This window comes from Parapedobacter sp. (assembly GCF_035556095.1).
Taxonomy (GTDB): Bacteria; Bacteroidota; Bacteroidia; order Sphingobacteriales; family Sphingobacteriaceae; genus Parapedobacter.
In genome coordinates, this window is sequence record NZ_DATMFT010000025.1 from 197,514 (window position 1) to 222,247 (window position 24,734).

General features: G+C 52.4%; 27 protein-coding genes. 10 read left to right on the forward strand and 17 right to left on the reverse strand.

Features of this window, described 5'->3' with window-relative positions:
- Positions 1-24: 24 nt before the first annotated feature.
- The gene (locus tag VNQ80_RS16475; protein ID WP_325640657.1) at positions 25-543 is read left to right on the forward strand and encodes a DUF6252 family protein; all 519 of its coding nucleotides are present in this window, start codon (positions 25-27) and stop codon (positions 541-543) included.
- Between the two features lie 4 nt (positions 544-547).
- Here VNQ80_RS16475 and aat read toward each other — a convergent pair whose 3' ends face one another.
- The 6 genes from aat to VNQ80_RS16505 form a co-directional block, all read right to left on the reverse strand.
- Positions 548-1,222, reverse strand: coding sequence for a leucyl/phenylalanyl-tRNA--protein transferase (gene aat / locus VNQ80_RS16480; protein WP_325640659.1), 675 nt, complete (start codon positions 1,220-1,222; stop codon positions 548-550).
- On the reverse strand, positions 1,219-1,590 hold the full coding sequence (gene rbfA, locus VNQ80_RS16485; RefSeq protein WP_325640661.1) for a 30S ribosome-binding factor RbfA: 372 nt from the start codon (positions 1,588-1,590) through the stop codon (positions 1,219-1,221). Before rbfA ends, aat begins: the two co-directional genes overlap by 4 nt.
- A 95-nt stretch (positions 1,591-1,685) precedes the next feature.
- A complete protein-coding gene (locus VNQ80_RS16490) occupies positions 1,686-2,516 on the reverse strand; it encodes a polysaccharide deacetylase family protein (protein WP_325640663.1) in 831 nt (276 codons plus the stop codon).
- Complete coding sequence (locus tag VNQ80_RS16495; RefSeq protein ID WP_325640665.1) at positions 2,513-3,622, reverse strand: Ldh family oxidoreductase; 1,110 nt, start codon at positions 3,620-3,622, stop codon at positions 2,513-2,515. The genes VNQ80_RS16490 and VNQ80_RS16495 overlap by 4 nt, the downstream gene beginning before the upstream one ends.
- A gap of 18 nt (positions 3,623-3,640) precedes the next feature.
- Positions 3,641-6,004, reverse strand: coding sequence for a M1 family metallopeptidase (locus VNQ80_RS16500; protein WP_325640667.1), 2,364 nt, complete (start codon positions 6,002-6,004; stop codon positions 3,641-3,643).
- Between the two features lie 12 nt (positions 6,005-6,016).
- Entirely contained in the window at positions 6,017-6,592 is a 576-nt protein-coding gene (locus VNQ80_RS16505; RefSeq protein WP_325640669.1) for a HupE/UreJ family protein, read from the reverse strand.
- A gap of 179 nt (positions 6,593-6,771) precedes the next feature.
- On the opposite strand from VNQ80_RS16505, the gene VNQ80_RS16510 reads away from it, so the two are divergent.
- Positions 6,772-7,248 carry a DUF6702 family protein gene (locus VNQ80_RS16510; protein WP_325640671.1) on the forward strand — a complete coding sequence of 159 codons (477 nt, stop codon included), beginning with the start codon at positions 6,772-6,774 and terminating at the stop codon, positions 7,246-7,248.
- Positions 7,249-7,252: 4 nt separating this feature from the next.
- On the opposite strand, the gene VNQ80_RS16515 is transcribed toward VNQ80_RS16510, so the two are convergent.
- Both VNQ80_RS16515 and VNQ80_RS16520 read right to left on the reverse strand, forming a co-directional pair.
- Positions 7,253-8,737, reverse strand: a complete 1,485-nt coding sequence (locus tag VNQ80_RS16515; protein WP_325640673.1) for a sigma 54-interacting transcriptional regulator — start codon at positions 8,735-8,737, stop codon at positions 7,253-7,255.
- Positions 8,738-9,061: 324 nt separating this feature from the next.
- A complete protein-coding gene (locus VNQ80_RS16520; protein WP_325640799.1) occupies positions 9,062-10,159 on the reverse strand; it encodes a vWA domain-containing protein in 1,098 nt (365 codons plus the stop codon).
- 276 nt (positions 10,160-10,435) lie between these two features.
- Here VNQ80_RS16520 and fabF point away from each other — a divergent pair, with 276 nt between their 5' ends.
- Positions 10,436-11,674 carry a beta-ketoacyl-ACP synthase II gene (gene fabF, locus VNQ80_RS16525; RefSeq protein ID WP_325640675.1) on the forward strand — a complete coding sequence of 413 codons (1,239 nt, stop codon included), beginning with the start codon at positions 10,436-10,438 and terminating at the stop codon, positions 11,672-11,674.
- Here fabF and rmuC read toward each other — a convergent pair.
- Positions 11,671-13,038, reverse strand: coding sequence for a DNA recombination protein RmuC (gene rmuC / locus VNQ80_RS16530; protein ID WP_325640677.1), 1,368 nt, complete (start codon positions 13,036-13,038; stop codon positions 11,671-11,673). The two genes, fabF and rmuC, sit on opposite strands and share 4 nt — an antisense overlap.
- 82 nt (positions 13,039-13,120) lie before the next feature.
- Between rmuC and VNQ80_RS16535 the strand changes: the two genes are divergently transcribed.
- Together VNQ80_RS16535 and VNQ80_RS16540 are read left to right on the forward strand one after the other, a co-directional pair.
- A complete protein-coding gene (locus VNQ80_RS16535) occupies positions 13,121-13,642 on the forward strand; it encodes a hypothetical protein (RefSeq protein ID WP_325640679.1) in 522 nt (173 codons plus the stop codon).
- Positions 13,643-13,762: 120 nt separating this feature from the next.
- On the forward strand, positions 13,763-14,185 hold the full coding sequence (locus tag VNQ80_RS16540) for a nucleoside-diphosphate kinase (RefSeq protein ID WP_325640681.1): 423 nt from the start codon (positions 13,763-13,765) through the stop codon (positions 14,183-14,185).
- A 31-nt stretch (positions 14,186-14,216) separates the two neighbouring features.
- Here the strand turns inward: VNQ80_RS16540 and VNQ80_RS16545 are convergent, their stop codons facing one another.
- The 4 genes from VNQ80_RS16545 to VNQ80_RS16560 form a co-directional block, all read right to left on the reverse strand.
- Entirely contained in the window at positions 14,217-14,768 is a 552-nt protein-coding gene (locus VNQ80_RS16545) for a cupin domain-containing protein (protein WP_325640682.1), read from the reverse strand.
- Between the two features lie 51 nt (positions 14,769-14,819).
- Complete coding sequence (gene ybeY, locus VNQ80_RS16550; RefSeq protein WP_325640684.1) at positions 14,820-15,257, reverse strand: rRNA maturation RNase YbeY; 438 nt, start codon at positions 15,255-15,257, stop codon at positions 14,820-14,822.
- A 32-nt stretch (positions 15,258-15,289) separates the two neighbouring features.
- Positions 15,290-15,709, reverse strand: a complete 420-nt coding sequence (gene ruvX / locus VNQ80_RS16555; protein WP_325640686.1) for a Holliday junction resolvase RuvX — start codon at positions 15,707-15,709, stop codon at positions 15,290-15,292.
- Between the two features lie 84 nt (positions 15,710-15,793).
- Positions 15,794-15,994, reverse strand: a complete 201-nt coding sequence (locus VNQ80_RS16560) for a hypothetical protein (RefSeq protein ID WP_325640688.1) — start codon at positions 15,992-15,994, stop codon at positions 15,794-15,796.
- Positions 15,995-16,149: 155 nt separating this feature from the next.
- Here VNQ80_RS16560 and dnaN point away from each other — a divergent pair, with 155 nt between their 5' ends.
- The 5 genes from dnaN to nadD all read left to right on the forward strand — a co-directional run bounded on the left by dnaN (position 16,150) and on the right by nadD (position 20,089).
- A complete protein-coding gene (gene dnaN, locus VNQ80_RS16565; RefSeq protein WP_325640690.1) occupies positions 16,150-17,274 on the forward strand; it encodes a DNA polymerase III subunit beta in 1,125 nt (374 codons plus the stop codon).
- A gap of 5 nt (positions 17,275-17,279) precedes the next feature.
- Positions 17,280-17,936, forward strand: coding sequence for a DedA family protein (locus VNQ80_RS16570; RefSeq protein WP_325640692.1), 657 nt, complete (start codon positions 17,280-17,282; stop codon positions 17,934-17,936).
- Positions 17,937-18,046: 110 nt separating this feature from the next.
- The gene (locus tag VNQ80_RS16575; RefSeq protein ID WP_325640694.1) at positions 18,047-18,922 is read left to right on the forward strand and encodes a YicC/YloC family endoribonuclease; all 876 of its coding nucleotides are present in this window, start codon (positions 18,047-18,049) and stop codon (positions 18,920-18,922) included.
- Positions 18,923-18,928: 6 nt separating this feature from the next.
- Complete coding sequence (gene gmk, locus VNQ80_RS16580; RefSeq protein WP_325640696.1) at positions 18,929-19,501, forward strand: guanylate kinase; 573 nt, start codon at positions 18,929-18,931, stop codon at positions 19,499-19,501.
- Between the two features lie 9 nt (positions 19,502-19,510).
- Positions 19,511-20,089, forward strand: a complete 579-nt coding sequence (nadD, locus tag VNQ80_RS16585; protein ID WP_325640697.1) for a nicotinate (nicotinamide) nucleotide adenylyltransferase — start codon at positions 19,511-19,513, stop codon at positions 20,087-20,089.
- Positions 20,090-20,110: 21 nt separating this feature from the next.
- Here the strand turns inward: nadD and VNQ80_RS16590 are convergent, their stop codons facing one another.
- The 4 genes from VNQ80_RS16590 to VNQ80_RS16605 all read right to left on the reverse strand — a co-directional run bounded on the left by VNQ80_RS16590 (position 20,111) and on the right by VNQ80_RS16605 (position 24,593).
- Complete coding sequence (locus VNQ80_RS16590; protein WP_325640699.1) at positions 20,111-20,878, reverse strand: SDR family oxidoreductase; 768 nt, start codon at positions 20,876-20,878, stop codon at positions 20,111-20,113.
- Positions 20,879-20,903: 25 nt separating this feature from the next.
- Complete coding sequence (locus VNQ80_RS16595) at positions 20,904-22,034, reverse strand: DUF4861 family protein (RefSeq protein ID WP_325640701.1); 1,131 nt, start codon at positions 22,032-22,034, stop codon at positions 20,904-20,906.
- Between the two features lie 19 nt (positions 22,035-22,053).
- Positions 22,054-22,896, reverse strand: coding sequence for a 5-dehydro-4-deoxy-D-glucuronate isomerase (gene kduI / locus VNQ80_RS16600; protein WP_325640703.1), 843 nt, complete (start codon positions 22,894-22,896; stop codon positions 22,054-22,056).
- Between the two features lie 137 nt (positions 22,897-23,033).
- Positions 23,034-24,593: an aldehyde dehydrogenase family protein gene (locus VNQ80_RS16605; RefSeq protein WP_325640705.1), complete on the reverse strand. Its 1,560-nt coding sequence runs from the start codon at positions 24,591-24,593 to the stop codon at positions 23,034-23,036.
- Positions 24,594-24,734: the final 141 nt, after the last annotated feature.

Below are 24,734 nucleotides of genomic sequence, written 5' to 3' on the forward strand. Positions count from 1 at the left end.
TATCAAATGAAAACAACTAAAACAATGAACAGATTGAAAAGCAGGGGGGTATTGTTCCTGATGCTGGCCTGCGCAATTGCCGCAACGTCGTGTAAGAAAAATGAAGACGGCGGACCCGGGGGCAATGCCCCTGCCGGCACCATCAAAGCAAAAATTGATGGTACATCTTTCGCTTCACTAAAAATGACGAGCATGGCCAACCGCATCAACATGGGCGGAACATCCATGATTACGGTACAGGGTAGCGAGAGCTCCGGCAAGGCGATCGTATTGGTCATGAATGGCGTAGACAGCCCCGGCACGTACGAAATCGGGGGCGGAGCCAATATCTCCATCAGCGCGAGCTATACCGAGGTAAACATCAACAACCCTACGGCAACCAAGATTTGGCAGGCCCCGTTCGATTCGTCAGTAGCCGGAGAGGTGAAAATCGCCGAACTGACCGATACGTCCATCAAAGGCACGTTCACGTTTTCGGCCCGAAATTCAACCGACAAATCCATGAAGGAAGTTACCAGCGGTGCCTTCAACATGAGCCTTTAACTTTTCAGCCTATCGTCTTGCCCTTCGGAAATACCGAAGGGCTTTTTTGTGCTTTTATTAAGCGCATATACGCCTCGCGTGTAATCATCTGCGCGCCCATGGAAGCCAGATGGTCGGTATACACTTGGCAATCGACAAGGCGATAGGTTCCCGATTGGCAGAGCGAGGCCAATGCCACCTTAGAGGCATTGGCTTCCTTGCTGAACATGCTTTCGCCACAGAATACCGCTCCCACAGCAACGCCGTAAAGACCGCCGACCAGTTTACCTGCCAACCAGACTTCAACGGAATGTGCATGGCCCAGGGCATGTAGCTCCGTGTATGCCAGCTGCATATCGTCGGTTATCCAAGTGCCGTCCTGTCCCGGGCGCGGCTGCGCGGAACATGCGGCGATTACCTCGGCAAACGCCTCATCATGGGTCACACCGAAGCGCCCGGACCGCAGGACTTGGCGCATACTTTTACTGATTTTCAACGCCTCGGGCTGAAGTACAAAACGCTCGTGCGGTGAATACCACAGGATGGGTGTGTCGTCGCTATACCACGGAAAGATGCCTTGCCCGTAGGCAGCCATGAGCCGCTCGGGCCGTAAGTCGCCACCGATAGCCAATAGCCCATCGGGTTCGGCCAACGCCGGATCGGGAAAGGAAACGGATTGCGCGTCCAGCTGGAAAATCATTCGGATTGCCGGGGTTCCTTGCTGATTTCGTCAAAAAGCTTGTCCATGTGCTCCACGTACTCGTTCGTGTCGTCCAGAAAAAACTCCAGTTCCGGAACAATACGCGCCTGGTTTTTGATACGTGTGCCCAGTTTATAGCGAATCTCATTGGCGTGCGACCGGATACTCGCCAAGTCTCCCTTCGCTGTTTTCGTGTTGAGAAAACTCAAGTAAACCCGTGCAATGGCTAAGTCTGGCGTCATCCGTACGCGGGTAATGGTAATAAAAGCGCCCGGCGCCCAGGCACCGCCCTCCCGTTGGAAGAGTGCACCCAAATCCTGCTGGATAACCCCAGCAAACCGTTGTTGTCTTTTGCTTTCCGTGTTCATGGCGAAGGTGTTTCAATTTATCCTAACGCGGCTTCGAAGTGTCGCGCGGTGCACGCTGCACCAATGGCAAAGTTAATGATTTTTGCTTTACGCCGTTAATGGGCATGTTCCAGCAGGTCGTCGATCCGGACAAACTGATAACCTTTGCCTTTCAGGATATGGACCAGGTGGGGCAGCACATCGTAAAATTTCTCCCGGCGTCGCGGATCCGTACCGATATGGATCAACAGGATAAATCCATTCAGTCCGTTTTCATCCTTTTGTTCATAGGCTAGGATAGACTTCGTGACGGTTTGATTGTCGATGTACCGCGCCCCCATTTCCGGATAGGTATAATCTGCTGTGGAGCGGGTGCCAGGGGTGAAGTTAACGAGCTGCAACCCCATATCACGCGTCCACGACGCGATGGTGTCGTTATACCACTCATACGGGGGCAAGAAATAGCGGGCTTGCCTCTTGTCGACACCAAATGCTGCCAACGCATCATATGAATCGTTCAGATCACTTTCGAACTCGGCACGGGTAACAAGCAGGCTGTCGCGGTTCGCCCAATCGCAGTACAAAAGGTGCTTATCGGAATGGGAACCGAGGTAATTACCCAGCTCCTTAAGCTCGTTGATGTAGGCTTTGAAATCCACATTCCGATAGAAGTTGCCCGTAAGAAAAAAAGACGCATGCACCTTTTCTGCTTTCAATGTGTGGATTACGCTCGATAAGCCGTCGCCGAATTCGTCGCCGGTAAATACCAATGCGATTTTATTGGTGGCTTGGTCGCCACGGATGATCGCCCCGAGAAACTCCGTGACATCGTCTTGAGCAAAAGTAGGGTAATCCGCATACGTAGCGTGCACGGGTACAGGCAGGCTGTCCGTTTGGGGGTGGGCCGTGACCAAGAGGCCAAAGCGCATAAGGACCAGCAGCTTCATCCCTTGTCAGGTATACCTTCGCCTTCCATCACTAGGGGTGTTACGCCCAACTTCGCTGCCAACTGCTGCAAATCCGTCCACACGGCCTCAACCAATGGGATACCTCTTTCCCGATTCGTGCGCGTGGCCTTATGCTCCGGCTCGCCGGGAATGATTACCGGTTGCCGTTCTTCCACCCGCCTCGCGCCTTTGAACCGCGCTATCCATTGATCCATATTGGCTTTGAAATCCGCAACGGGACGGAAACCATCCACACGCATGGCCCCTACGAAGTGGCCGATCCCCTGTCCGGGCTGATCGGCTACGGGCTGCAAGTATGCCACGAATGGCGGTACCCAGGGACCATAGTTAGCCCCGGAGAGTACTCCCGAAAGGATATCCACGGTTGCCGAAAGCCCGAAACCTTTGTGGCTGCCGTGCTCCCGGTCACTCCCTAAGGGCAAGAGGGCCCCACCGTTTTTTACGGCGGCAGCATCGGTAGTAGCTTGGCCGTCCGCACTAAGCGCCCAGCCTTCGGGAATAGGGTTTCCGGCCCGGCCGGCAACTTCCAGCTTGCCGTTCGCGGCAGCCGAGGTAGCCATATCGACCACGACCGGAGGATATTCACCGGCCGGAAAAGCATAGCATACCGGGTTGGTACCCAGCAGCCGCTCCGTTGAAAACGTGGGGGCCACCAACGGGCTTGCGTTAGTCACGGCGTAGCCGATCATATCGTGCGCTACCGCTCTCAGGGCGTGGTAGCCAGCAATCCCGAAATGGTTTGAATTACGGATAGCAACCCATCCCGAGCCGTACTGCCGCGCCTTTTCAATAGCAATTTCCATGGCATAAGGCGCAACCACCAGCCCCAGTCCGCCATCGCCATCCACGGTCGCAGTAGTCGGTGTCTCATGTACCACGTGCGGCTTAGGGGTTGCATTCAACCGCCCGTTTTCCCACAGCCGTACATAGCCGCTCAGGCGGGCCACGCCGTGCGAGTCGACCCCGCGGAGATCGGCAGTCACCAGCACGTCTGTGGCCAGGGCTGCGTCGGCATCGGGGCAACCGATGGATTTAAAGATGCTGTAGGTAAAAGCGCGTAAACGCTGTTCGGGAAGCCTGTTCATTTATCGTATTTTTAGTAATCAACGCACGCCGCTCCTTGCTCGCTGCATCGGGTTGGGCCCCGATGATGCACCTCGCGCCGGGCCATCTTCTTGCTTAAACAGTTCGAAGCGGGTGGGCGTATGTCGGCGTGGCCAGGCATTGTTGGCCTCGTCGATGTCTGCCGTTTCTCGCAGGGGGTCGACCAGCACCGACGTTACTTCCTTCGTTTTGGCAAAAACCTTCGTCACCTCGTTTTCATTTTTCCGCCAGATATATGCAGGGATGCGTTCTATCTCGGTAGTCCCATCGGCGTAGGTCCATTGCAGGATGATCGGCATCACCAGTCCGCCTTTGTTGCTAAACGTAAGCTGGTAGAAATGGTATTTGCCGTCGTAAAGCTCCTTTTCTTCGGGCGATAGCGACTGGTAATACTGTTCAAAAGCCTTCTTGTTGGCCTCGGGAATAGCAAAGCGATCCCACTTATTATAAAAATCCTGAAGAGAGGTATCGGCTTCTACCGCGAAATCCACACCTGCATCGATATTACGTTGGCGGCCTAACGTTTCTAAATCGCTTTCATAGGCTGCCCTAGCCGCTTCCTGTGCACCTTCGAGGTTGCCTATGGGTTGGAAATGCTGCACATCATCCAACGAGATATCCACCGGGTCGATGCCGAAAAACCACCCACGCCAGAACCAATCGAGGTCCACCGCCGACGCATCTTCCATGGTTCGGAAGAAGTCGGCCGGCGTAGGATGCTTGAATGCCCAGCGGCGCGAATACTCCTTGAGGGCGTAGTCAAACAACTCCCTGCCCATCACTGTTTCACGCAAGATGTTGAGGGCCGTTGCCGGTTTGGCATACGCATTGGGGCCGAACTGCATAATGTTCTCGGAGTTGGTCATGATAGGCTCCAACTGGTCCGTCGGAAGTTTCATGTAGTCGGTGATCTTATGGGCCGGGCCCCGCCGCGACGGAAAGTCTTTATCCCATTCCTGTTCGGCGAGGTACTGGCAGAAGGTATTGAGTCCCTCATCCATCCATGTCCACTGCCGCTCGTCCGAATTGACAATCATGGGGAAGAAGTTATGCCCCACTTCGTGGATAATCACGCCGATCATACCGTATTTGGTCGCTTCCGAATACGTCCCGTCCTTGTCAGCCCGCCCATAGTTGAAGCAAATCATGGGATATTCCATGCCATTGGCGGCTTCAACGGAGATGGCAACGGGATACGGGTAAGGGATGGTATGCTTGGAATATATTTTAAGCGTATGAGCGACCACCTTTGTAGAATAAGGTCTGTAAAGTGGATAGGCCTCGGGGCCATAATATGACATCGCCATAGGCGTATGGCCTTCGATGCCGGCCGTTACCCGCATGGCATCCCATACCAAACGGCGTGAGGACACGAACGCAAAGTCGCGCACGTTCTTCGCCTCATAAACCCATGTTTTCTTGGCCGTCGCCTGGCCCTGCATCGCCTGCCTCGCCTCGTCGAGCGTCACAATCTCTATCGGCTCATCCGCCTGCTGCGCTTGCTTCCACCGATCCAGCTGTGCAGCGGTAAGTACGGTATTGTAGTTTCGGCATTCGCCTGTGGCTCCTACAATATGATCCGCAGGCACGGTAATATTCACTTTGAAATCACCAAATACCTGTGCAAACTCCCCGCGGCCGGTGAACTGCTTATTTTGCCACCCCGCGAAGTCGGAATACACCGCCATGCGCGGATACCACTGCGTGATGGTGTACAGGTAGTTGCCGTCTTCGGCAAAGTATTCGTAGCCCCCGCGGCCACCTTCAGTCATCCGGTCGCTGATATTGTACTGCCAATCCACCTGTAGCACGAACTTGGCTCCCGGCGCCAGCGGGGTGGGCAGCTCCACCCGCATCATGGTATGATTGATGGTATAAGGAAGGGGACTGCCCGACCGATCGGCAACCTTTTTTATGTTAACACCGAGATCCTTGTCTGTGTTGATCAATTGCCGAAGTTGGCGGGTCGTTACCTGTTCACCGAGTGAGCTCTCATCAAACCGTTTGCTCTCCGCATCCACCTTGTGCTCGTTTTCGTCCAGTTGCAGCCACAGGTAGCTAAGCGGATCGGGCGAATTGTTCGTGTAGGTAATGGTTTCAGTGCCTATTACCCGCTGATTCTCGTCGTCAATTTCCACATCGATGACGTAATCCGCTTTTTGCTGCCAGTACTGATGCCCCGGTGCACCTGAAGCCGTACGATACACATTTGGATCGCTCAACAAGGTGCCCAGTTGCTCAAACTTATTCCCATGGTTGGATGCCGGGTTGTTCAGGTGCTGTGCCTCAACCGGAAACGGGGAGGCGGCGAAGACCACAACTGCCAGTAGTACGATATCCAATCGTTTATATAATCGTCTCATCTCAACAAAAAATCAAAGCCGTTCCAACGCCATAACGAAAGCGATACCAAATACAGCTGCCGACAGGAAAAACGTCCAATCGCGCCGTGTTACAGCGAATATGCCGGTGGCGATAAACGACACCAACAACACAAAGAATACAATGACCAGCTGGCCAAGTTCGAGGCCAAGATTGAACGCGAAAAGTGGCCCGGTGATGCTACTTTCTTTGCCCAACAATGACCGCAGGTAGTTGGAAAACCCGAGTCCGTGGATGAGACCAAAAAACAAGGCGTATCCGTAAGTAAGCCAGTCTGTACGCGTACGACGGCGGCGGCGCTTTGCTACATTGCTGAATGCCGTAACCACAATCGTAACCGGGATGAGGAACTCGATCAACACCGTGTCAACACGGATGAGGTTGAATACACTGAGCGCCAATGTGAGCGAGTGTCCTATCGTAAATGCTGTGACCAGTATGATCACCTTGCGCCAGTCCTTAATGAAGTAGGTACAACAAAGTGCGATGACAAAAAGAATATGGTCATAGCCCGAAAGGTCCAGGATGTGCTGCAAGCCCAACGCGAAATAAATCCCAAAATCCTGCATAATCGTCGTTTTGTCCCTGTTTTCCCCTACAAACTATCTTTTCATGCCCAAAACTATGCTATTGCGTATAAACGTTAATTTACCTAAGTTCGTAGCAATATTACATTTATTGCTGCGAAAACACAATCAATAGCCATAAAAAATAACGGTTAGCAGCCCTCAATAGTATTAAACGCACGATGTTAAACAGCATCCTCAACGCGCTCTTACTGCTCTTACACCCGTTTTATGTGAGCATCACGTCCGTCGATTACAACGAACAAGCGCACCGCGTGGAAATAAGCACTCGTATCTTTTATGACGACCTGGAAACAGCGCTTAAAGATGGGCGTACCTTGAAAATAGACCTGATTAACCCAACCGATAAATCAGTTACGGACAGCCTGCTTGCCACTTATCTCGCGAATCATTTACGGCTTTCCGTGAATGGCCGACCCGTATTGCTACGATATGTAGGCTACGAAATCGAGGAGGACGTCGCATGGTGCTTCCTTGAGGCAGTAAACATCAATCGGGTGGAGCAGCTACGCCTCGACAACCGTATCCTGTTTGACCATTTCCCTAAACAGAGCAACATCCTGCACGTCACCGCTTACGGCAAACGGCAAAGCACCAAATTGGACAATCCCGAGCAGACAGCTGTTTTTGAATGGTGACCAATCACCCTTCACCTGCTTCCCAGTCACCAAAATCACCATCAAACAGGCTCCCGAGCATATCAGCAAATGCCACCCCACCATCGAGGTAGTCCTTGTTGAGCTGCGAATATTCGGCCAGCCCGTGGAGAACAAATTCCATCAGCAGCACTTTCTGGCTTTCCGCAAGCTTCGGGTGTAACTTTTTAACCAGTGCATACAGGCCGGGCACCCGGCTCATTGCCTTTTCATACTGGCTATCCGATAAGTTGTCCGTTAGCTCCAGCCGGTTGCCGGCGGTAAACCAATCGATGATGGGTGCGTATGGGTTTTCGGCTTTCCCTTTCTTGGCTTTCTCCGGATGGGGGAAATAAGGTGTAAACAGCTTCTTTATCGCCCCACCAATCAGTCGGTGCGCCACATGAACTGGGCCTTCCAGCTCACCTTCATATACCAATTCGATCTTACCCGTAATGGCGGGGATAACACCGACGAAATCTGATATCCGGGCTACAGTGGTCTGCTGGCCTGAAACCAGCATCCGCCGTTCGGCTGCACTTACCAGGTTTTCGTATGCTGAAATGGTGAGCCGGGCAGACACGCCTGATTTCTGGTCGATGTACTCACTTTCCCGTGCCTCAAAAGCCACCTGCTCAACCAGGTCTTTCAAGAGACCGTCCACCTCAATGGCCGACCGTTGCTCGGGGGTAAGACGGGCTTCCTGGAAGGTGATTTTGCGCGATACATCAATGCTTTTCGGGTAATGGGTCAGTATTTGGCTTTCAATCCGGTCTTTGAGCGGCGTAACGATGGCGCCGCGATTGGTGTAATCTTCGGGGTTGGCGGTAAATACAAACTGGATGTCGAGTGGCAGTCGCAGTTTGAACCCTCGTATTTGGATGTCTTTCTCCTGCAACATATTGAAAAGGGCAACCTGAATACGGGCCTGAAGGTCGGGGAGCTCATTGATCACGAAAATACCGCGGTGAGCCCGGGGAATCAGCCCGAAATGGATGACCCGCTCATCGTTATAGGTAAGTTTCAGCGTGGCCGCTTTAATAGGGTCGACATCTCCCACCAGGTCGGCCACAGTCACGTCAGGCGTAGCCAGTTTCTCGGTGTACCGCTCGGACCGATGCAGCCAGGCAATCGGTGCATCATCGCCTTTCGTCTGGATTTCGTTGCGGGCGTACCACGAGATCGGGTTTAGGGGGTCGTCAAAAAGCTCGCTGCCGGCCACATAAGGCACATACTCGTCAAGCAGGGACACCATCAACCTTGCTATCCGTGTTTTGGCTTGCCCGCGCAACCCCAGCAAGAGAATGTTATGGCGCGACAGAATTGCAGTCTGCAGCTCTGGAATAACGGTTTCATCATACCCCACGATACCCTCAAACCCAGCACGGTTTTCCCGCAACAGCTTGATCAAATTGGCTCTTAATTCGTCTTTTACGCTCCGGTGCTGGTAACCCGATTTTTTAAGTTCACCTAATGTGTTGATGTTATTCATTTATGCTTTGTTGTTTTACTCTTTGTTCTTTGCTTTATATTTCCCCACCCCAAACTCGCCGTTTTACTGGTCCTGCAAACACGGCCTAGGGTGCGAAGCACCCATTCCCAACATACACTACCACCGTTTTACTGGTCCCGCAAACACGGCCTAGGGTGCGAAGCACCCGTCCCCCCATACACTACCACCGTTTTACTGGTCCTGCAAACACGGCCCAGGGTGCGAAGCACCCATTCCCACCATACACTACCACCGTTTTGCTGGTCCCGCAAACACGGCCTAGGGTACGAAGTACCCAGTCGTGGTGCGGGACCAGCAAAACCATCACCTCACATTCCGTCGCCTATTACGCACATAATCCTCAAAAATGTACTCGCCCAAGCCTTCAAGGGAGCTGTAAAACGCCTTCCCACCATTCGTTTCGGTAAACTGGCGGACAAATTGCTGTAGGTAAGGGTCTCGCGCGATCATGAACGTCGTGATCGGGATGTTGAGCCGCTTACACTGCGCAGCCATGTTAAGCGTTTTGTTCACCACCTTACGATCCAACCCCACGCTGTTTTTGTAATAACGGCCGTTCTCTTTCAGGCACGTGGGCTTACCATCCGTAATCATAAAAATCTGCTTATTATGCGTCTTGCGTCGTCGCAGCAAATCCGTTGCCAGCTCCAGTCCAGCCAACGTATTCGTATGGTAAGGCCCTACTTGCAAGTAAGCCAAATCCTTGATGCTGATAGGCCATGCATCGTTGCCAAACACCACGATATCCAGTGTATCTTTTGGGTAGCGCGTTCGGATCAGCTCAGCCAAGGCCATGGCCACCTTCTTCGCCGGCGTGATGCGGTCTTCGCCATACAGGATCATGCTATGCGATATATCAATCATCAGCACGGTAGACGTCAGCGTTTTATAGTCGCGCTCCTCCACTTCGAGATCACGCTCCGTAAGCATGAAATTACCGATACCATGGTTTACCTGCGCATTGTGGATAGAGGTGGTCATGTCAATCTGATCGAGGCTGTCGCCGTATTGGTATTCGCGGCGATCGGCGTTTTTCTCCTCACCCAAGCCCGACAGGTTGCTGTTGTGGTTGCCACGACCACTCTTGCGCAGCTTACCGAAAATCTCTTCCAAGGCCGATTGGCGGATCGCCTGCTCGCTTTTGGCCGTAATCCGTACCTCACCGTTAGCCGGGTCGTCGCTGAGGTAACCCCGGTCTTTGAGCTCCTGGATAAAGTCGCCCATGCCATAATCATCATCCGTGAGCCCGTATTGTTTATCCAGCTCGTTGAGCCATGCCAGTGCCTCGGCCGCATCGCCGGCAGTATAATGCAGCAACTGCATGAAAAGTTTCAATAGCTCATCAAATCCGCCTTTCGGCAGTGAACTGGGTATATATTTCGAAAAGTGATAGCCACGCATCGTCATGTAACTCCTTTCTGTCGATTCATCAGGTTGCCCTGTTTGAAACAGCACGCCTAAGGTAATTGTTTTTCGGCTACCGGTCGAGCCACCCGCCGCATTTTTACACTACGCTTATGCAATTACAGCCATGGCCGAAACAAAAGTATAGCAATCGATATATCCTTGCTATCTTTGTTCCGAAATTTTTTAGCCCGTCTACGGGCAAGATGGGCGGGCATTGGTGCTGCGCTGCATCGCTGAACAAAAAGGAAAGACAACAATCAAATGGACGATATGACTAGAGTGGTTATTACCGGAATGGGTGCCCTTACCCCGCTGGGAAACGATGTGGGGACGTTTTGGCAACATGCCGTCGAAGGGGTAAGTGGTGCGGGGGCGATTACCCGGTTTGATGCCAGTCAATTCCGCACCCAAATCGCCTGCGAGGTAAAAGGGTTTGCCCCCGAAAAACACCTCGACAGGAATGAAATAAAACGTAGCGACCTTTTCACCCAGTATGGCCTATATGCGGCATCGGAGGCCATGGAAGATGCGGGTTTAGACCTATCCGCCATGGATCCATTTGACATCGGGGTGATTTGGGGCGTGGGCCAAGGCGGAATGGAAACGTTCGAGCACGAAGTCACGCAGTACGTCGAGGGCGAATACGTGCCCCGCTTCAGCCCGTTTTTCGTTCCACGACTCATCATCAACATGGCGTCGGGTATGATTTCAATGAAATACGGGCTTCAGGGAATCAATTACACCACTGTTTCGGCCTGTGCCACAGCCAATACGGCTATTATGGATGCATTCAACTACATCCGAATGGGCAAGGCCAAGGCGTTTATCACAGGTGGTTCCGAGGCGCCCATCACGCCGGCGTCCATAGGGGGCTTCTCGGCAATGAAGGCCATGTCGGCCCGGAACGACGACCCACAACATGCCAGCAGGCCGTTTGATACCGACCGGGATGGGTTTGTGATGGGCGAAGGGGCAGGGGCGTTGCTGCTGGAAGAATATGAACACGCCAAAAAGCGTGGAGCCCACATTTATGCCGAGGTGGTGGGGGCGGCGATGACCGCCGACGCGTACCACCTCACGGCACCGCACCCCGAAGGAAGAGGCGCTTCAAAGGCCATGGAATTGGCCCTAAACGAGGCGGGAATCAATGCTGCCGACGTAGATTACCTCAACCCGCATGCCACCTCAACGCCCGTGGGCGACATCAGTGAGCTGAATGCGGTAAGCAAAGCGTTCAAACATACGGAAAACCTCAGCATCAGTGGAACGAAATCCATGACCGGCCACCTGCTGGGCGCTGCCGGAGCCATCGAAGCCATCCTGGCGGTCAAGGCCATCAACCACCAAGTGGTACCTCCAACGATCAATACGGTGCATTTGGACGAGGCCATCCCGAAAGGGATGCATATCGTTACCGGAGAGGCGCTGGAACGCAAGGTAAAGGTCGCAATGAGCAACGCCTTCGGCTTCGGTGGGCACAATGCCACCATCGTGTTCCGCGGTATCTAGTCGCCCTCATCCAGCATGTGCCCGCCGATCTGCTTACTTGCGCGGGCGCCGAGCGTTTTGAGTTTTTCCACTTTACGGATCACGTTGCCCGGGCCTGTCCCGAGCTTTTTAGTGGCGTCTTCATGGGCGCGCACGGCACGGTTGAGCTGCTCGCCCATTTTATCCATGTCTTGTAAGAAGCCGACAAACTTATCATACAACGCCCCCGCTTCCTTGGCGATTTCAAGCACGTTGCGCGTCTGCCGCTCCTGCTTCCACATGCTGGCAATGGTGCGTAGGGTAGCTAGCAAGGTAGACGGACTTACAATGACCACCTTGCGGTCCCACGCATCGCTGAACAGGTCGGCTTTGTAGGTAATGGACATGCTGAAGGCCGATTCGATGGGCATGAACAGCAATACAAAGTCGGGTGAATTGATTTGGTAGAGATCGTGGTAATTCTTGGCCGACAAGCCTTTCACATGGTTTTCCACCGATTGCACATGGTGTTTAGCGGCGAGCTCGCGCTCCTCGTCTGTGTCTGCGTTTACCCAACGCTCGTAGGCCAGCAACGATACCTTCGAATCGATCACCAGGTGCTTCTCATCGGGTAGGTCGATGATGGCATCGGGCTGGAGACGTCTTCCTTCCTCATCCGTGATCGATGCCTGCAATCTGTATTCACTGTCCTTTACCAGCCCGGAGCGCTCCAGTACGCGCTCCAGGATCACCTCGCCCCAGTTACCCTGTTTCTTGCTGTCGCCGCGCAATGCACGCGTCAGGCTGTTGGCCTCATCCTTGATGCGCAAGCTCTGCTCCATCAACTGCTGCACCACCCCTTTCAGCGAGTTGCGCTCCGCAGCTTCATGCTGATAGGTTTTCTCGACCTTTTCTTCGAAGGTTTTTATTCGGTCTTTGAGCGGGCCCAATAACTGGTCGAGCGACTTGCTGTTAGTCTCCGTGAACTTTTGGGTCTTTTCCTCCAGAATCTTGTTAGCGATAACCTGGAACTCCGTATTGAATTGCTTTTTGATGATCTCGATTTCTTCCTTCTGCGCTTCAAGCCGCTCCTGCTGCGATTGGTAATAGGCGCGCCCACTTTCCAGGGATTTGTCGGCCTTCGCCAGCTGCTCGCGCGTTTGGTGCAGTTCATCCCGCAGGCGCTGCTGCTCTTCTTTGAACAGGGTTGTTACGCGATCTTTCTCGGCGACGAGGCTCTCGGCTTGCTGCTGAGCGCGGGCCAGCCCGACGGCTAAATCTTCTTTTTCCGCGCGCAATCGTGCCAATTCTTGCTTGTCATGTCCCGCCCGCGGGCGCCGAACAAACAGGATAATAACCGCAATTAGGAAGATGACCAAGGCAATGGCCAAAACATATATTTCCATGACTAGACAAACTTAGCTAAATTTATTGATGTCTTTAATCGTTATTCTAAGGTATCAATGAGAACGCTCCGCTTCGTTATTGATGTCTTTAATCGTTATTCTCTCTGCCCATTTTCCTTGTTCAGACCAACAATTGGGTTACCAATCGGCAAAAAGCGTATCTACTGGTAAAACGATGGTCGTCATCAAACCCCTTATTGTTGTCGTTATATGCCTGATGCTTTCGGGTTGTTCATTTCTGTCCCAACTTTTTATCCAAAACCGCTCTAAAACAAAAAGCATATTCGTCACGGTCACCTATCAAATCCCCGCAGCTGAATTCGCGGTAAAGGCAGACCACATGGAATACGTGCAGCGAATCTGCAATCCAAAGCAGTACCGCGACGAAGAACCAAAAAAATCACTCAAGATAACACACCGTTCGGACTCCACAATGAGTTTCTTCATTCCGCCGTCGTCAACCGCTAAGATAGAAAGCACCGCCAATATGGCGTATGTAAGTCACATCCGCCATATTTCCTATGCAGGGAAACATATTCCCATCCGGGACTTTATTGATGCCGCTAAAAAGCACCGGTTTGACTACGTCTACCGTATCGATTAGCCCACCAGATTAATTGGTGCGACGTATTCTTCGTGGATGCCCAAATACAATCATCTTAAGCAACCTTTTGCCATTTGCACAACCAGACAACTTTACCTATGTTTGCGCAAAATTTTTAAAATGGCTACAACGAATAGAACATTCACCATGATTAAGCCCGATGCCGTGCGTAATGGCCACACGGGCGCTATACTTAACGACATCATTGCAGGCGGATTCAAACTGGTGGCGATGAAATACACGCGCTTGAGCAAAGAAACGGCGGGTGCATTTTATGCCGTGCACAAAGAACGTCCGTTTTACGGCGAACTGGTTGAATTCATGACGTCCGGCCCCATCGTTGCGGCTATCCTCGAAAAAGAAAACGCCGTGGAAGAATTCCGCACACTGATCGGCGCCACCGACCCCAGTAAGGCTGAGCTGGGAACCATCCGCAACAAATACGCAAAATCCATCGACGCAAACGCGATCCACGGGTCAGACTCCGATGAAAACGCAGAAATAGAAGGCAACTTCTTCTTCTCGCAGTTCGAGCGGTTCTAAAAGAAGACTTGGCTTCCTTTTCGGTATAGGGCTATCTTTCCACCCCCGAATATTTTTTATAGATTGCCCGATAGCCGAACAGACGTGCAATAGGGGGGATGGTCATCAGTAGTATTTTCTGTACAGCCACAGGCACATCCGCAAGAAGGGATTTGCTTTCGAGGTAACGTAGCGTAACCAGCTGCTGAACCAGGCCACCGCCACCTTTTTTTCCGTCGGCCGCCAAGCCAACCAGGTTTTCTATGAGGTAGTCGAAATCCAGGCCGGGCGTCACGGTGTGGATGTAGGTAACCGGTACGCTGTGGCCGTTGTAGTGGTTGTGCGGCTTGTTCTTAGGCAATGTTATCCGCTCGCCTGCAGAAAGCACCTTGGTAGCACCATCAGCCCATATTGTCAATTGTCCGTCGATAATCTCAAACGTTTCATCTTGCTCCGTATGGAAATGGTTGGGAACGAGCTGTCCTTGGCTTTTCACCGTTGCCTTGATAACCACTCGCGCCCCTTCGCTGTCGCTGGAGGTTTCAAGATACGCGTATGTGTCGCCCGTCATGGGGTTGGTCAATAATTGTCCGTTGGTTGGCATCGTGGTCCTTTGGCTACTAATTGGTCGCTAATATAGCTATTTCCTTCGGTTTCAATCGAGCTGCGACGTACTTCTTTTACCCAGATAAAAGTCCTCTTTCTCCGTCATCCGTACTTTATCTTCTTTCTTCTTATCGCCATAGCCACAGAGGTGCAGGATACCATGGATGATGACGCGATGCAGTTCATCCCGCTCGGGCACACCGAATTTCAACGCATTCTCCCGTACGCGGTCAACACTGATGAAAATATCCCCCGCGATGGTATCATCCTGTTCGCTGTTATCAAACGTAACGATATCCGTATAGGTGTCGTGGCGAAGGTACTGCTTGTTGATCGCCAGCAGATACGTGTCGCTGCAGAGGACAATACTGATTTCGCCAACCTTGAAGCCCTCGGAAGCAATCGCCGCTTTTATCCAGCGCTTCAATGCTAACTTCTGCTTGATGTGGTACGTTGTGTCTTCCGTGAAAAAATGGATGTAGCCCATGATGCGTTTACTAGTCGATCAAAGGTAGGAAGTTATCCTTGAAAGTCGCGTCTTTCAAGGTAAGACTGGAGGATAAGCACTGCCGAAACACTGTCGATTAGCGCTTTATCTTGCCGTTTCTTTTTCGCCAGTCCGCTTTGGGCAATACTTGCCGAGGCCATTTTCGATGTAAAACGCTCATCGGCCGTTTCCACGGGAATGGCCGGAAACGTACGCCGCAATGTCCGTATAAACCCGCGTACGTGCTGGGCAGATTCAGATTCGGAACCATCGAGCTGGCGGGGTTGGCCCACCACAAATGTGCTTACGGCCTCTCGGGCCAGATACGCTTTCACATACGCCAGCACATCCTTGGCATGCACCGTGTCCAGTGCCGTAGCAATAAGCTGCAACGGGTCGGTCACCGCAATGCCCACCCGCTTCGTACCGTAATCAAAAGCCATAATACGCATCGTACCGCCAAAGGTACGTTATTTGGCCCTTGGAATACGCATGTTCGCTCCTTTATCGCTGCGAACAGCCGTTCACACCACGCATTAATAGATAAAAATGAAATAAATGAGGGCCATGATGATGATGGCCACGATCACGGATACCCAAATCGTGTTACTCGCGGGGCGATCGTTGGGTTCATTGATGGCCTCCGGCGACGGTGCCGGATTCTCTTCGTGCGCCGGGTAATTTTCCTCTGCTTGCGGCCTGCCGTCCTTGTCCGTTCGGTGACTGTGCGTTTCCATAGCATAAAACCTTTGGTCCTGTTGATACAACAATCCTGCGGGGCAAATGTTTGGCCGCCATGCCCATTCATGTTCGGTTTCTGCCCCGCAAATCACAATCTCATTTGCCGAATCCCAAATCTTTTCCTTATCATTGCACATCATATTATTCGGACATGAGATTCATTGTTTCTACTTCCATTTTATTAAAACAGCTACAAGCCATCAGCGGAGCCTCAAGCAGCAGCACCGTGCTCCCCATATTGGAAAATTTCCTGTTTGAAATCAAGGATAATGTGCTAACTATTTCAGCGACCGACCTGCAAACCAGTATGGTTACCTCCCTGCCCATTGAGGCCAAGGAAGAAGGGCGCGTAGCCATGCCATCCAAAATTTTAATCGAGACGCTTAAGACCCTTCCCGATCAGCCCGTGGCATTTTCGGTAGATACCGCCACGTTAGCCATTGAAATCAGTGCTGGCGACGGCAAATACAAGCTTAGCGGCGAGAATGCGGATGATTTTCCGAAGATTCCCGTGGTCGATAATGCTTCTTCGGTAGCCATTTCGGCTTCCGTTTTGGCCGAGGCCATCAATAAGACGATATTTGCAGTCAGCAACGACGAATTGCGCCCCGCTATGTCGGGTGTATTGGTGCAGTTGGGGGAGCAATCGGCCACATTCGTAGCCACCGACGCGCATAAACTGGTGCGTTACCGTCGCAAGGACATCAGCACGGAAAACCCCACATCGTTGATTTTACCGAAAAAAGCACTTTCCTTGCTCAAATCATCGCTACCCGTAGAAGATACTGCTGTAGCGGTGGAATATAACAGCACCAATGCGTTCTTCAAATTTGGCAATATCCACCTGATTTGCCGGCTTATTGATGAGCGCTATCCCGATTACGAAGCGGTTATCCCGCAGGTCAACCCGAATAAGTTGACGCTCGATCGGCATACCTTCCTCAACTCATTGCGCCGGGTGGTCATCTTTGCGAATAAAACCACGCACCAGGTACGGCTGAAGATTTCGGGCAGCGAGCTCCACATTTCCGCGGAAGACCTCGACTTCTCCAACGAGGCCCACGAACGGCTAAGTTGCCAGTTCGAAGGCGATGACATGGAAATAGGCTTCAATGCGAAGTTCCTCGTGGAAATGCTGACCAACCTCGATAGCGAGGAGGTCGTCATTGAAATGAGCACACCGAACCGGGCAGGGCTATTGATTCCGGCGGTATCTGAGGAAGACGAAGACATCCTGATGCTGGTCATGCCGGTCATGTTGAATAATATGGGTTAACGACGTTGGACCTTATCTACGCACTGATTGATTTCGTTCTCCACATCGACCAGCACCTGGTCGAAATTGTCAATGAGTATCAGACATGGACTTACTTAATCCTATTCCTCATTATCTTTATCGAAACCGGTATTGTGGTGATGCCTTTCCTTCCGGGCGATTCCTTGCTGTTTGCAGCAGGAATGCTTGCCGCTCAACCCAATGAGCTAAATGTGGGGGTAATGATCATCTTATTACTGATTGCCGCAATAGCCGGCGATTCCCTCAACTATTCCATCGGCAAACGCTTTGGAATGCAGGTAACCAAATTCAAGCTTTTCGGCAGGCAGATCATCAAAAATGAGCAAATAGAAAAAACGCATTCTTTTTACGCCAAATACGGCAGCAAGACCATTGTGATCGCCCGTTTCGTGCCGATTGTTAGAACACTGGCACCATTTGTAGGCGGAATCGGAAGGATGAACTACGGTACTTTCCTAACATACAATGTGGTAGGGGCGTTGTTGTGGGTTGTAGGTATTACACTGGCCGGTTACTTCTTGGGCAACATCCCTATTATCCGAGATAATTTCTCGAAAGTCGTCATCCTGATTATCATCATCTCCATCCTGCCCATTATTTTTGAAGTAGTGAAGGAAAAGTTCCGGAAAAACGAAGCATAGTCCTTGCAAGCGCTCATGAACGCCGTTGAAGATCAACACGCGGCGAATATTCCCTCATACATGCCCTGCGATTAAATTGCATACGAAGGGGAATTTATCTAAGTTTGCACATGATTAAATCCATGACTGGTTACGGCATAGGGACCAGAGACAACCAAAAGGTAAAGTACACGGTAGAGCTCAAATCGTTGAACTCAAAATTCCTGGAGCTGAGTCTGCGGCTTCCGAAAGCATTCTCGGATAAAGAACTCACGCTGCGAAGCGAATGCTCCCGTTTAATCGAACGGGGCAAGGTAAACCTTACCGTGGGCGTAGAATATATCGACCAAACTGCCGGGGCCGCAACCATCAACGCAGCATTACTCAAGAACTATTACGCGCAGCTGGAAGCCATAGCCCGAGACCTGGGCACCGAAAAGGGCAACCTTTTTGAGCTGGCACTCAATATGCCGGAAGTGATCAGCCACAATGAGGAAGAGGCCGACGAAGCCGAGGCCGCTCTTCTCATGGGAGCTTTCCAAGATGCGGTGGTGCAGCTCAACCGCTTCCGGGCCGATGAGGGTGCCGTGCTTAAACAGGATCTTGCCGCGCGTGCACAGGGCATCGAGCGTTTGCTTGCCGAAGTGGAAGCTGTAGAAACCAACCGTATTCCCCTCATCCGCGATCGCATAGGCCAATACCTCGACAAGGCCGTTGGCAAAGAGAAGGTGGATATGAACCGGTTCGAACAGGAACTCATCTTTTATATCGACAAGCTAGATATCACCGAAGAGAAGGTTCGCCTCCGCAGCCACTGCAATTATTTCCTCCAAGCGCTCGAAGATGCCGATGCGAACGGAAAGAAACTGGGCTTTATATCGCAGGAGATGGGCCGCGAAATCAATACCCTGGGCTCGAAAGCCAACCATGCCGGTATCCAACAGGTGGTGGTACGGATGAAAGAAGAACTCGAAAAAATCAAGGAACAACTACTAAACGTGCTGTGACCCGCAATGGAAGGTAAACTCGTCATATTTTCTGCACCCTCAGGTGCCGGCAAGACCACCATCGTGAAGCACCTGCTAGCAGAACACCCCGACAAAATCTCTTTTTCCATCTCGGCAAGCACACGGCAGCCGCGCACGGGCGAAATAGATGGCAAAGATTATTATTTTATCTCCAAGGAAGAGTTTCTGCACCGGGTTGCCAAGAAGGAGTTCATCGAGTTCGAAGAGGTTTACTCGGGTACCTTTTATGGTACGCTACGTGCCGAAGTAGACCGGATCTGGGCTACGGGCAAGCACGTCATCTTCGATATCGACGTGGAAGGCGGCCTCCACCTGAAGCGCAAATTCGAAGACCGCGCGTTGGCGGTATTTGTACAGCCCCCCTCCTTGGACGTGCTGACGCAGCGCCTCCGTGGGCGCGGCACAGACAGTGAAGAGAAACTCCGGGAGCGCGTCGTGAAAGCAGAAAAAGAACTGGGGTATGCCGAGCGGTTCGATGTCATCCTGCATAACGATGACCTCGAGAAAGCATGTACAGAAGCCGAGCGGTTATTGTTGGACTTCCTCAGCAAAACATAACCAAGGGGTATGCAACATATCGGGCTGTTTTTCGGATCGTTCAATCCCATTCACACGGGCCACCTGATCATTGCGAGTTACATGGCCAACTATACGGAACTGGATGAAGTCTGGCTGGTTGTCACCCCCCATAACCCGTTGAAAAAAAAAGATTCGTTGATCAACCAATACGATCGCTTGGAGATGGTAAACCTCGCTATCGAAACAGCTGAAAATATCCGAAGCAGCCCCATTGAATTTTCCCTGCCACAGCCATCGTACACGATTGACACCCTCACGCACCTGCACGAAAAATATCCTGAGAAAGCCTTTACACTCATCATGGGGTCAGATAACCTGGTTTCACTCCATAAATGGAAGAATTACGAAGTCATCCTGCGTGATTACCGTATCTTGGTATACCCCCGGCCAGATTATCCCGCTCCGGCCGAATGGGCCGATCACCCATCCATCACCATCACCGATACACCCCTGATGGAGTTTTCATCTACCTTCATCCGGAATGCGGTGAAGGCCGGTAAGAACATCCGCTACTTCGTGCCGGATAGCGTGATGGCATTCATCGAAAACAAAGGACTCTATCGATAATGGTCAGCTCCCGGTGCATAATCACCTACCCATCCACCCACCATCCACGGTCAAGACGGTGCCATGTACATAACTAGCGGCCTCGGATGCGAGGAATACCGCCGGCCCCTTGAAATCGTCCGGTTCACCCCAACGGCCCGCGGGAATACGCTCCAAAATGGAGCGGCTCCGGTCCGGATCATTTCGTAGTGCTTCGGTGTTGTCTGTGGAGATGTATCCTGGTGCAATCGCATTGACATTGACTCCTTTGGCCGCCCACTCGTTGGCAAATGCCTTCGTCAACTGGCCTACAGCCCCCTTGGATGCCGCATATCCGGGTACGTTGATGCCGCCCTGGAACGTAAGCAATGAGGCCGTGAAGACGATTTTTCCGCCTCCACGTGCCACCATATCCTTGCCGATCTCGCGCGTAAGGATAAATTGCGCATTCTGGTTGATCTCGATGACCTGGTCCCAATAGTCATCCGGGTGCTCGGCGGCAGGCTTACGTAGTATCGTACCTGCATTATTGAATAAAATGTCGATCTGCGGATGATCTGCCTTCACCTGTTCGATGAACGCATAGAGCGATGTGCGGTTGCCGAAATCGGCTTGGTACGCGTAGAAACGGCGACCTGCGGCCTCCACGGCTTTGGACACGTCACTTCCTTGCAATTCAAGCGAAGCCGATACGCCGATGATGTCGGCTCCTGCTGAGGCCAAACCTTCGGCTATTGCCTTGCCAATACCCCGCTTACAACCCGTTACCAGGGCCGTTTTCCCGCTCAGATCGAATCTATATTTTGTCATTTTTGAAGCTAATCGAATAAAACCATCACTTAATTTCCACCTGTAACGGCGACGCCGCTTTGTCCTTTGCAGCCCGCAGATACGCGAACCAGTCGCCAGCCGAGGTGACTTTTCCCGCCCTGTCCCACGCGCCGCCATTGTAATACACAATGGGCTCGCCATCATGGGCGGTAAGCACCGACAGGTATTGCTTGGGTTGCTCGATGAACCGCTCAAATTCGCCATCAGCCAATATCACACCTACGCCAGTGGTGCCGTGTGCGTCGTCCGTCGGTTCCCAATAACCAAACGTTCCGCTCCCCTGTTCGTTAAGCAGTTGGCCTTCTTCCGCCCGCCGTGATACGCCGATCGCCACAGGAAGCGCTCCGTCGCCATCGATCGTATAGGTCACTTCCACCCGGTTCAATTGCGAACCGGCATCCAAGGTGTACCGCTTGCTGACCGACACGGTCTTCTCCCCAACCTGCCAAGGCTCATAATCCAATTGGAACGTCGTGCGCAACGGGCCGTTGTCCAATACGTCGTGCCCACGGTAGTGTTTCGAATAAACGACCTCGTCACCCTCAATCGGGGCGATGTCGCCGGCACCCAATGTCATACCCACCGAATAGTAGTCCATGCCTTCGCCATGGTCGGTGTGGTAATCGCCGTGGGCATACCACTTATCCACCACCAAGCCGGTGGTGCGCTTCGACCACAGGTCTATGCCGTGCGCGTCGTCGGGCCTACCCTCCAGGGCTTTCCCATACATCCGGAAAGCAACGGCATCATTCTCCCATGCGAAGTCGTCATACCGCTCGGGTACGTACCGGGCAAACGTCTTTGCTGCTACCGGTTCCGGCGCCGATTTCTCAACCGCCAACGTGACATCGCCCGATGCGGGTACCGACACATAAAGCAGTATCTGCTCTGGTGAAGGGTTCCCCTTGGTTTCCAATTGGTACGGTATCTCCGAGCCGGTGTCCATATTTATTATCCTAAATACGCTATCCCGCCCAAAAGCCGACGTAAACTCCCCATAGGGAACGGCTACAAACTCATGGCGTTCGATATCAAGGGGATTCGTAACTACGATGGACTTCGTTGGCTCGCCTCCCCCACATGCCAACACCAAAACGGCCATCGGCAATAAACTGTACGCTTTTAAGCTGCCCATAATCATACGTTTAGGCGGGTTATTTGAGATTTGTAATCGCGCAACCATCCATGTCGCCGTAGTCCATGTTTTCGCCGGCCATGCCCCAGATGAAGGTGTAGTTGCTGGTGCCTGCGCCTGCATGTACCGACCAGGGCGGGGAAATCACGGCTTGATCGTTTTGCATCCAGATGTGGCGTGTTTCCTGCGGCTGGCCCATGAAGTGGCTTACCGATTGCCCTTCGGGCACCTCGAAGTAAAAATAAACTTCCATGCGGCGGTCGTGCGTATGCGCCGGCATGGTGTTCCACACACTTCCGGCTTTTAGCTCGGTCATACCCATTTGGAGCTGGCACGTCTCGACCACACCGGCTACAAGCAACTTATTGATGACGCGATGGTTGGCGGTTTCGAGGCTTCCGAGTTCAACCACTTCCGCCGCCGACTTGGTTATTTTTTTGGTGGGGTAGGTATGGTGGGCCGGCGCCGAATTAAGGTAGAACTTGGCCGGGTTGGCGGCGTCATCGCTCGAGAATACCACATCTTTATTCCCTTTGCCCACATAGAGCGCCTCCTTAAAATCCAGGGTATAAGCCGTCCCGTCAACCGTTACCTTTCCACTGCCGCCCACATTGATGATACCTAGCTCGCGCCTTTCGAGAAAATAAGGTGCCTTCAACGCGTCAATGGTTGCCAACGTCAATGGCTTGCTCACCGGTTTTGCTCCGCCGGCAATATAGCGGTCGTAATGGGTGTATACCAACTGGATTTCATCATCGGCAAACACCGTTTCAATCAGGAAATTTTCCCGTAGCCCGGTCGTGTCCAAACCTTTTGTTTCTACAGGTCCCAGTGCGTAGCGGGATTCGTAATGTACACTCATATCCTTTTTTTCGTTATTGCTTTTATATCTGTTGCATGGTCAGAAGGCTAAGGTAAGGACATTTTACAAAGAATGCAAACGTTTACACGATGAGCCAAAATGGGCTGACAGATCGTCGCCGATCCGGAAGCCACCGGTTACCGGCCTTTGGGCCCCAAATCAAATTTGATTCCCTGCGCAAGCGGCAGGTTGTCTGAATAATTAATCGTGGTTGTCTGTCGCCGCATATATGCTTTCCATGCATCCGACCCCGATTCACGCCCCCCGCCGGTTTCTTTTTCTCCGCCAAATGCCCCGCCGATTTCAGCACCCGATGTACCGATGTTGACGTTGGCAATTCCGCAGTCGGACCCTCCCGCCGCGAGGAACTGCTCCGATTCTCGGAGATTGAGCGTCATGATGGCTGATGACAGCCCTTGCGGCACATCGTTCTGGATCCGGATGGCTTCGTCGAGCGTAGCGTACTTCATGATGTAAAGTATAGGCGCAAAGGTCTCCGTTTGCACGATGGGCATATTCGGCGAAACCTCCGCAATACACGGGGTTACATAGCATCCCGATTCGTATCCTTCGCCGGCCAATACACCTCCCTCCACGATGAAACAGCCGCCTTCACGTTTACATCGGACGATGGCCGCTTCATAGTTGTCTACCGCGTTGCGATCAATTAGTGGTCCTACGTGGTTCTGCTCATCCAAAGGGTTTCCGATACGAAGCTGTGCGTAGGCACCGACCAGCCGATCCTTAAACGCCTCGTATACCGCTTGGTGGATGATCAACCGCCGTGTAGTCGTGCAACGCTGCCCCGCCGTCCCCACGGCGCCGAATACGGCTGCCGGAAGCGCAATATTGAGGTCAGCATGCTCGGTGATGATCATCGCATTGTTGCCCCCCAATTCCAAGATGCTTTTTCCCAACCGCGATGCGACGGTGGTTGCAACGGCTTTCCCCATCCGTGTCGAGCCGGTGGCCGACACCAGCGCGATCCGGCGGTCGCCAGCCAGCCGTTCACCGAGTTCCTTCCCGCCGTGTACCAGACAGGAAACCCCCTCGGGCATATTATTCCGCGTGAGCACACCTGCGATGAGTGCTTGGCATGCAACCGCCGTAATGGGGGTTTTTTCCGACGGCTTCCACACACACGCATTGCCGCATACCCAAGCAATGGCGGCATTCCAACTCCATACGGCCACAGGAAAATTAAATGCCGAAATGATGCCCACCACACCAAGTGGGTGCCACTGTTCATACATCCGGTGGCCCGGCCGCTCCGACTGCATGGTAAGGCCGTAAAGCTGGCGGCTCAATCCCGTGGCAAAATCACAGATATCGATCATTTCCTGAACCTCGCCCAAGCCCTCTTGGAGGCTTTTGCCCATTTCATACGAAACCAGCTTGCCAAGATCTTGTTTATGTAGGCGAAGTTCTTCGCCAAACTGCCGTACAATTTCGCCACGCTGGGGTGCCGGTATCCGGCGCCAATCGACGGACGCCGCGGCAGCACGGTCTATCACTTGATCGAACGCTTCGGAGCCGGTCTGCCCCACTGAGGCGATGTGGCGGCCGTCAACCGGCGAATAACTGTCAATGGCGGCATTCCCACTTGTGCCGGATAGCGCACCCGTATACCAGGCGGGGTTATCACGTTTAATCGCCAATCGTTCCAATACCTTCGAAATATTGATCAATTCATTCATGCTTTCTGGTTTTGCTTGGTACGGTGCTAATCACCCAAAGATACACTTTTCGATTAGTATTGCGTATCTTTGCACCCACGTGATCGATGATGAGTGAAGAGCACGCAGAGGCAAGGTGGAAACGTGGAGGATTTTTGACAG

Coding starts and splice junctions, on each gene's coding strand:
- VNQ80_RS16475 (WP_325640657.1), top strand. CDS start 25: ATGAACAGATTGAAAAGCAGGGGGGTATTGTTCCTGATGCTGGCCTGC.
- aat (WP_325640659.1), bottom strand. CDS start 1,222: ATGATTTTCCAGCTGGACGCGCAATCCGTTTCCTTTCCCGATCCGGCG.
- rbfA (WP_325640661.1), bottom strand. CDS start 1,590: ATGAACACGGAAAGCAAAAGACAACAACGGTTTGCTGGGGTTATCCAG.
- VNQ80_RS16490 (WP_325640663.1), bottom strand. CDS start 2,516: ATGAAGCTGCTGGTCCTTATGCGCTTTGGCCTCTTGGTCACGGCCCAC.
- VNQ80_RS16495 (WP_325640665.1), bottom strand. CDS start 3,622: ATGAACAGGCTTCCCGAACAGCGTTTACGCGCTTTTACCTACAGCATC.
- VNQ80_RS16500 (WP_325640667.1), bottom strand. CDS start 6,004: ATGAGACGATTATATAAACGATTGGATATCGTACTACTGGCAGTTGTG.
- VNQ80_RS16505 (WP_325640669.1), bottom strand. CDS start 6,592: ATGCAGGATTTTGGGATTTATTTCGCGTTGGGCTTGCAGCACATCCTG.
- VNQ80_RS16510 (WP_325640671.1), top strand. CDS start 6,772: ATGTTAAACAGCATCCTCAACGCGCTCTTACTGCTCTTACACCCGTTT.
- VNQ80_RS16515 (WP_325640673.1), bottom strand. CDS start 8,737: ATGAATAACATCAACACATTAGGTGAACTTAAAAAATCGGGTTACCAG.
- VNQ80_RS16520 (WP_325640799.1), bottom strand. CDS start 10,159: ATGCGTGGCTATCACTTTTCGAAATATATACCCAGTTCACTGCCGAAA.
- fabF (WP_325640675.1), top strand. CDS start 10,436: ATGACTAGAGTGGTTATTACCGGAATGGGTGCCCTTACCCCGCTGGGA.
- rmuC (WP_325640677.1), bottom strand. CDS start 13,038: ATGGAAATATATGTTTTGGCCATTGCCTTGGTCATCTTCCTAATTGCG.
- VNQ80_RS16535 (WP_325640679.1), top strand. CDS start 13,121: ATGTCTTTAATCGTTATTCTCTCTGCCCATTTTCCTTGTTCAGACCAA.
- VNQ80_RS16540 (WP_325640681.1), top strand. CDS start 13,763: ATGGCTACAACGAATAGAACATTCACCATGATTAAGCCCGATGCCGTG.
- VNQ80_RS16545 (WP_325640682.1), bottom strand. CDS start 14,768: ATGCCAACCAACGGACAATTATTGACCAACCCCATGACGGGCGACACA.
- ybeY (WP_325640684.1), bottom strand. CDS start 15,257: ATGGGCTACATCCATTTTTTCACGGAAGACACAACGTACCACATCAAG.
- ruvX (WP_325640686.1), bottom strand. CDS start 15,709: ATGCGTATTATGGCTTTTGATTACGGTACGAAGCGGGTGGGCATTGCG.
- VNQ80_RS16560 (WP_325640688.1), bottom strand. CDS start 15,994: ATGGAAACGCACAGTCACCGAACGGACAAGGACGGCAGGCCGCAAGCA.
- dnaN (WP_325640690.1), top strand. CDS start 16,150: ATGAGATTCATTGTTTCTACTTCCATTTTATTAAAACAGCTACAAGCC.
- VNQ80_RS16575 (WP_325640694.1), top strand. CDS start 18,047: ATGATTAAATCCATGACTGGTTACGGCATAGGGACCAGAGACAACCAA.
- gmk (WP_325640696.1), top strand. CDS start 18,929: ATGGAAGGTAAACTCGTCATATTTTCTGCACCCTCAGGTGCCGGCAAG.
- nadD (WP_325640697.1), top strand. CDS start 19,511: ATGCAACATATCGGGCTGTTTTTCGGATCGTTCAATCCCATTCACACG.
- VNQ80_RS16590 (WP_325640699.1), bottom strand. CDS start 20,878: ATGACAAAATATAGATTCGATCTGAGCGGGAAAACGGCCCTGGTAACG.
- VNQ80_RS16595 (WP_325640701.1), bottom strand. CDS start 22,034: ATGGGCAGCTTAAAAGCGTACAGTTTATTGCCGATGGCCGTTTTGGTG.
- kduI (WP_325640703.1), bottom strand. CDS start 22,896: ATGAGTGTACATTACGAATCCCGCTACGCACTGGGACCTGTAGAAACA.
- VNQ80_RS16605 (WP_325640705.1), bottom strand. CDS start 24,593: ATGAATGAATTGATCAATATTTCGAAGGTATTGGAACGATTGGCGATT.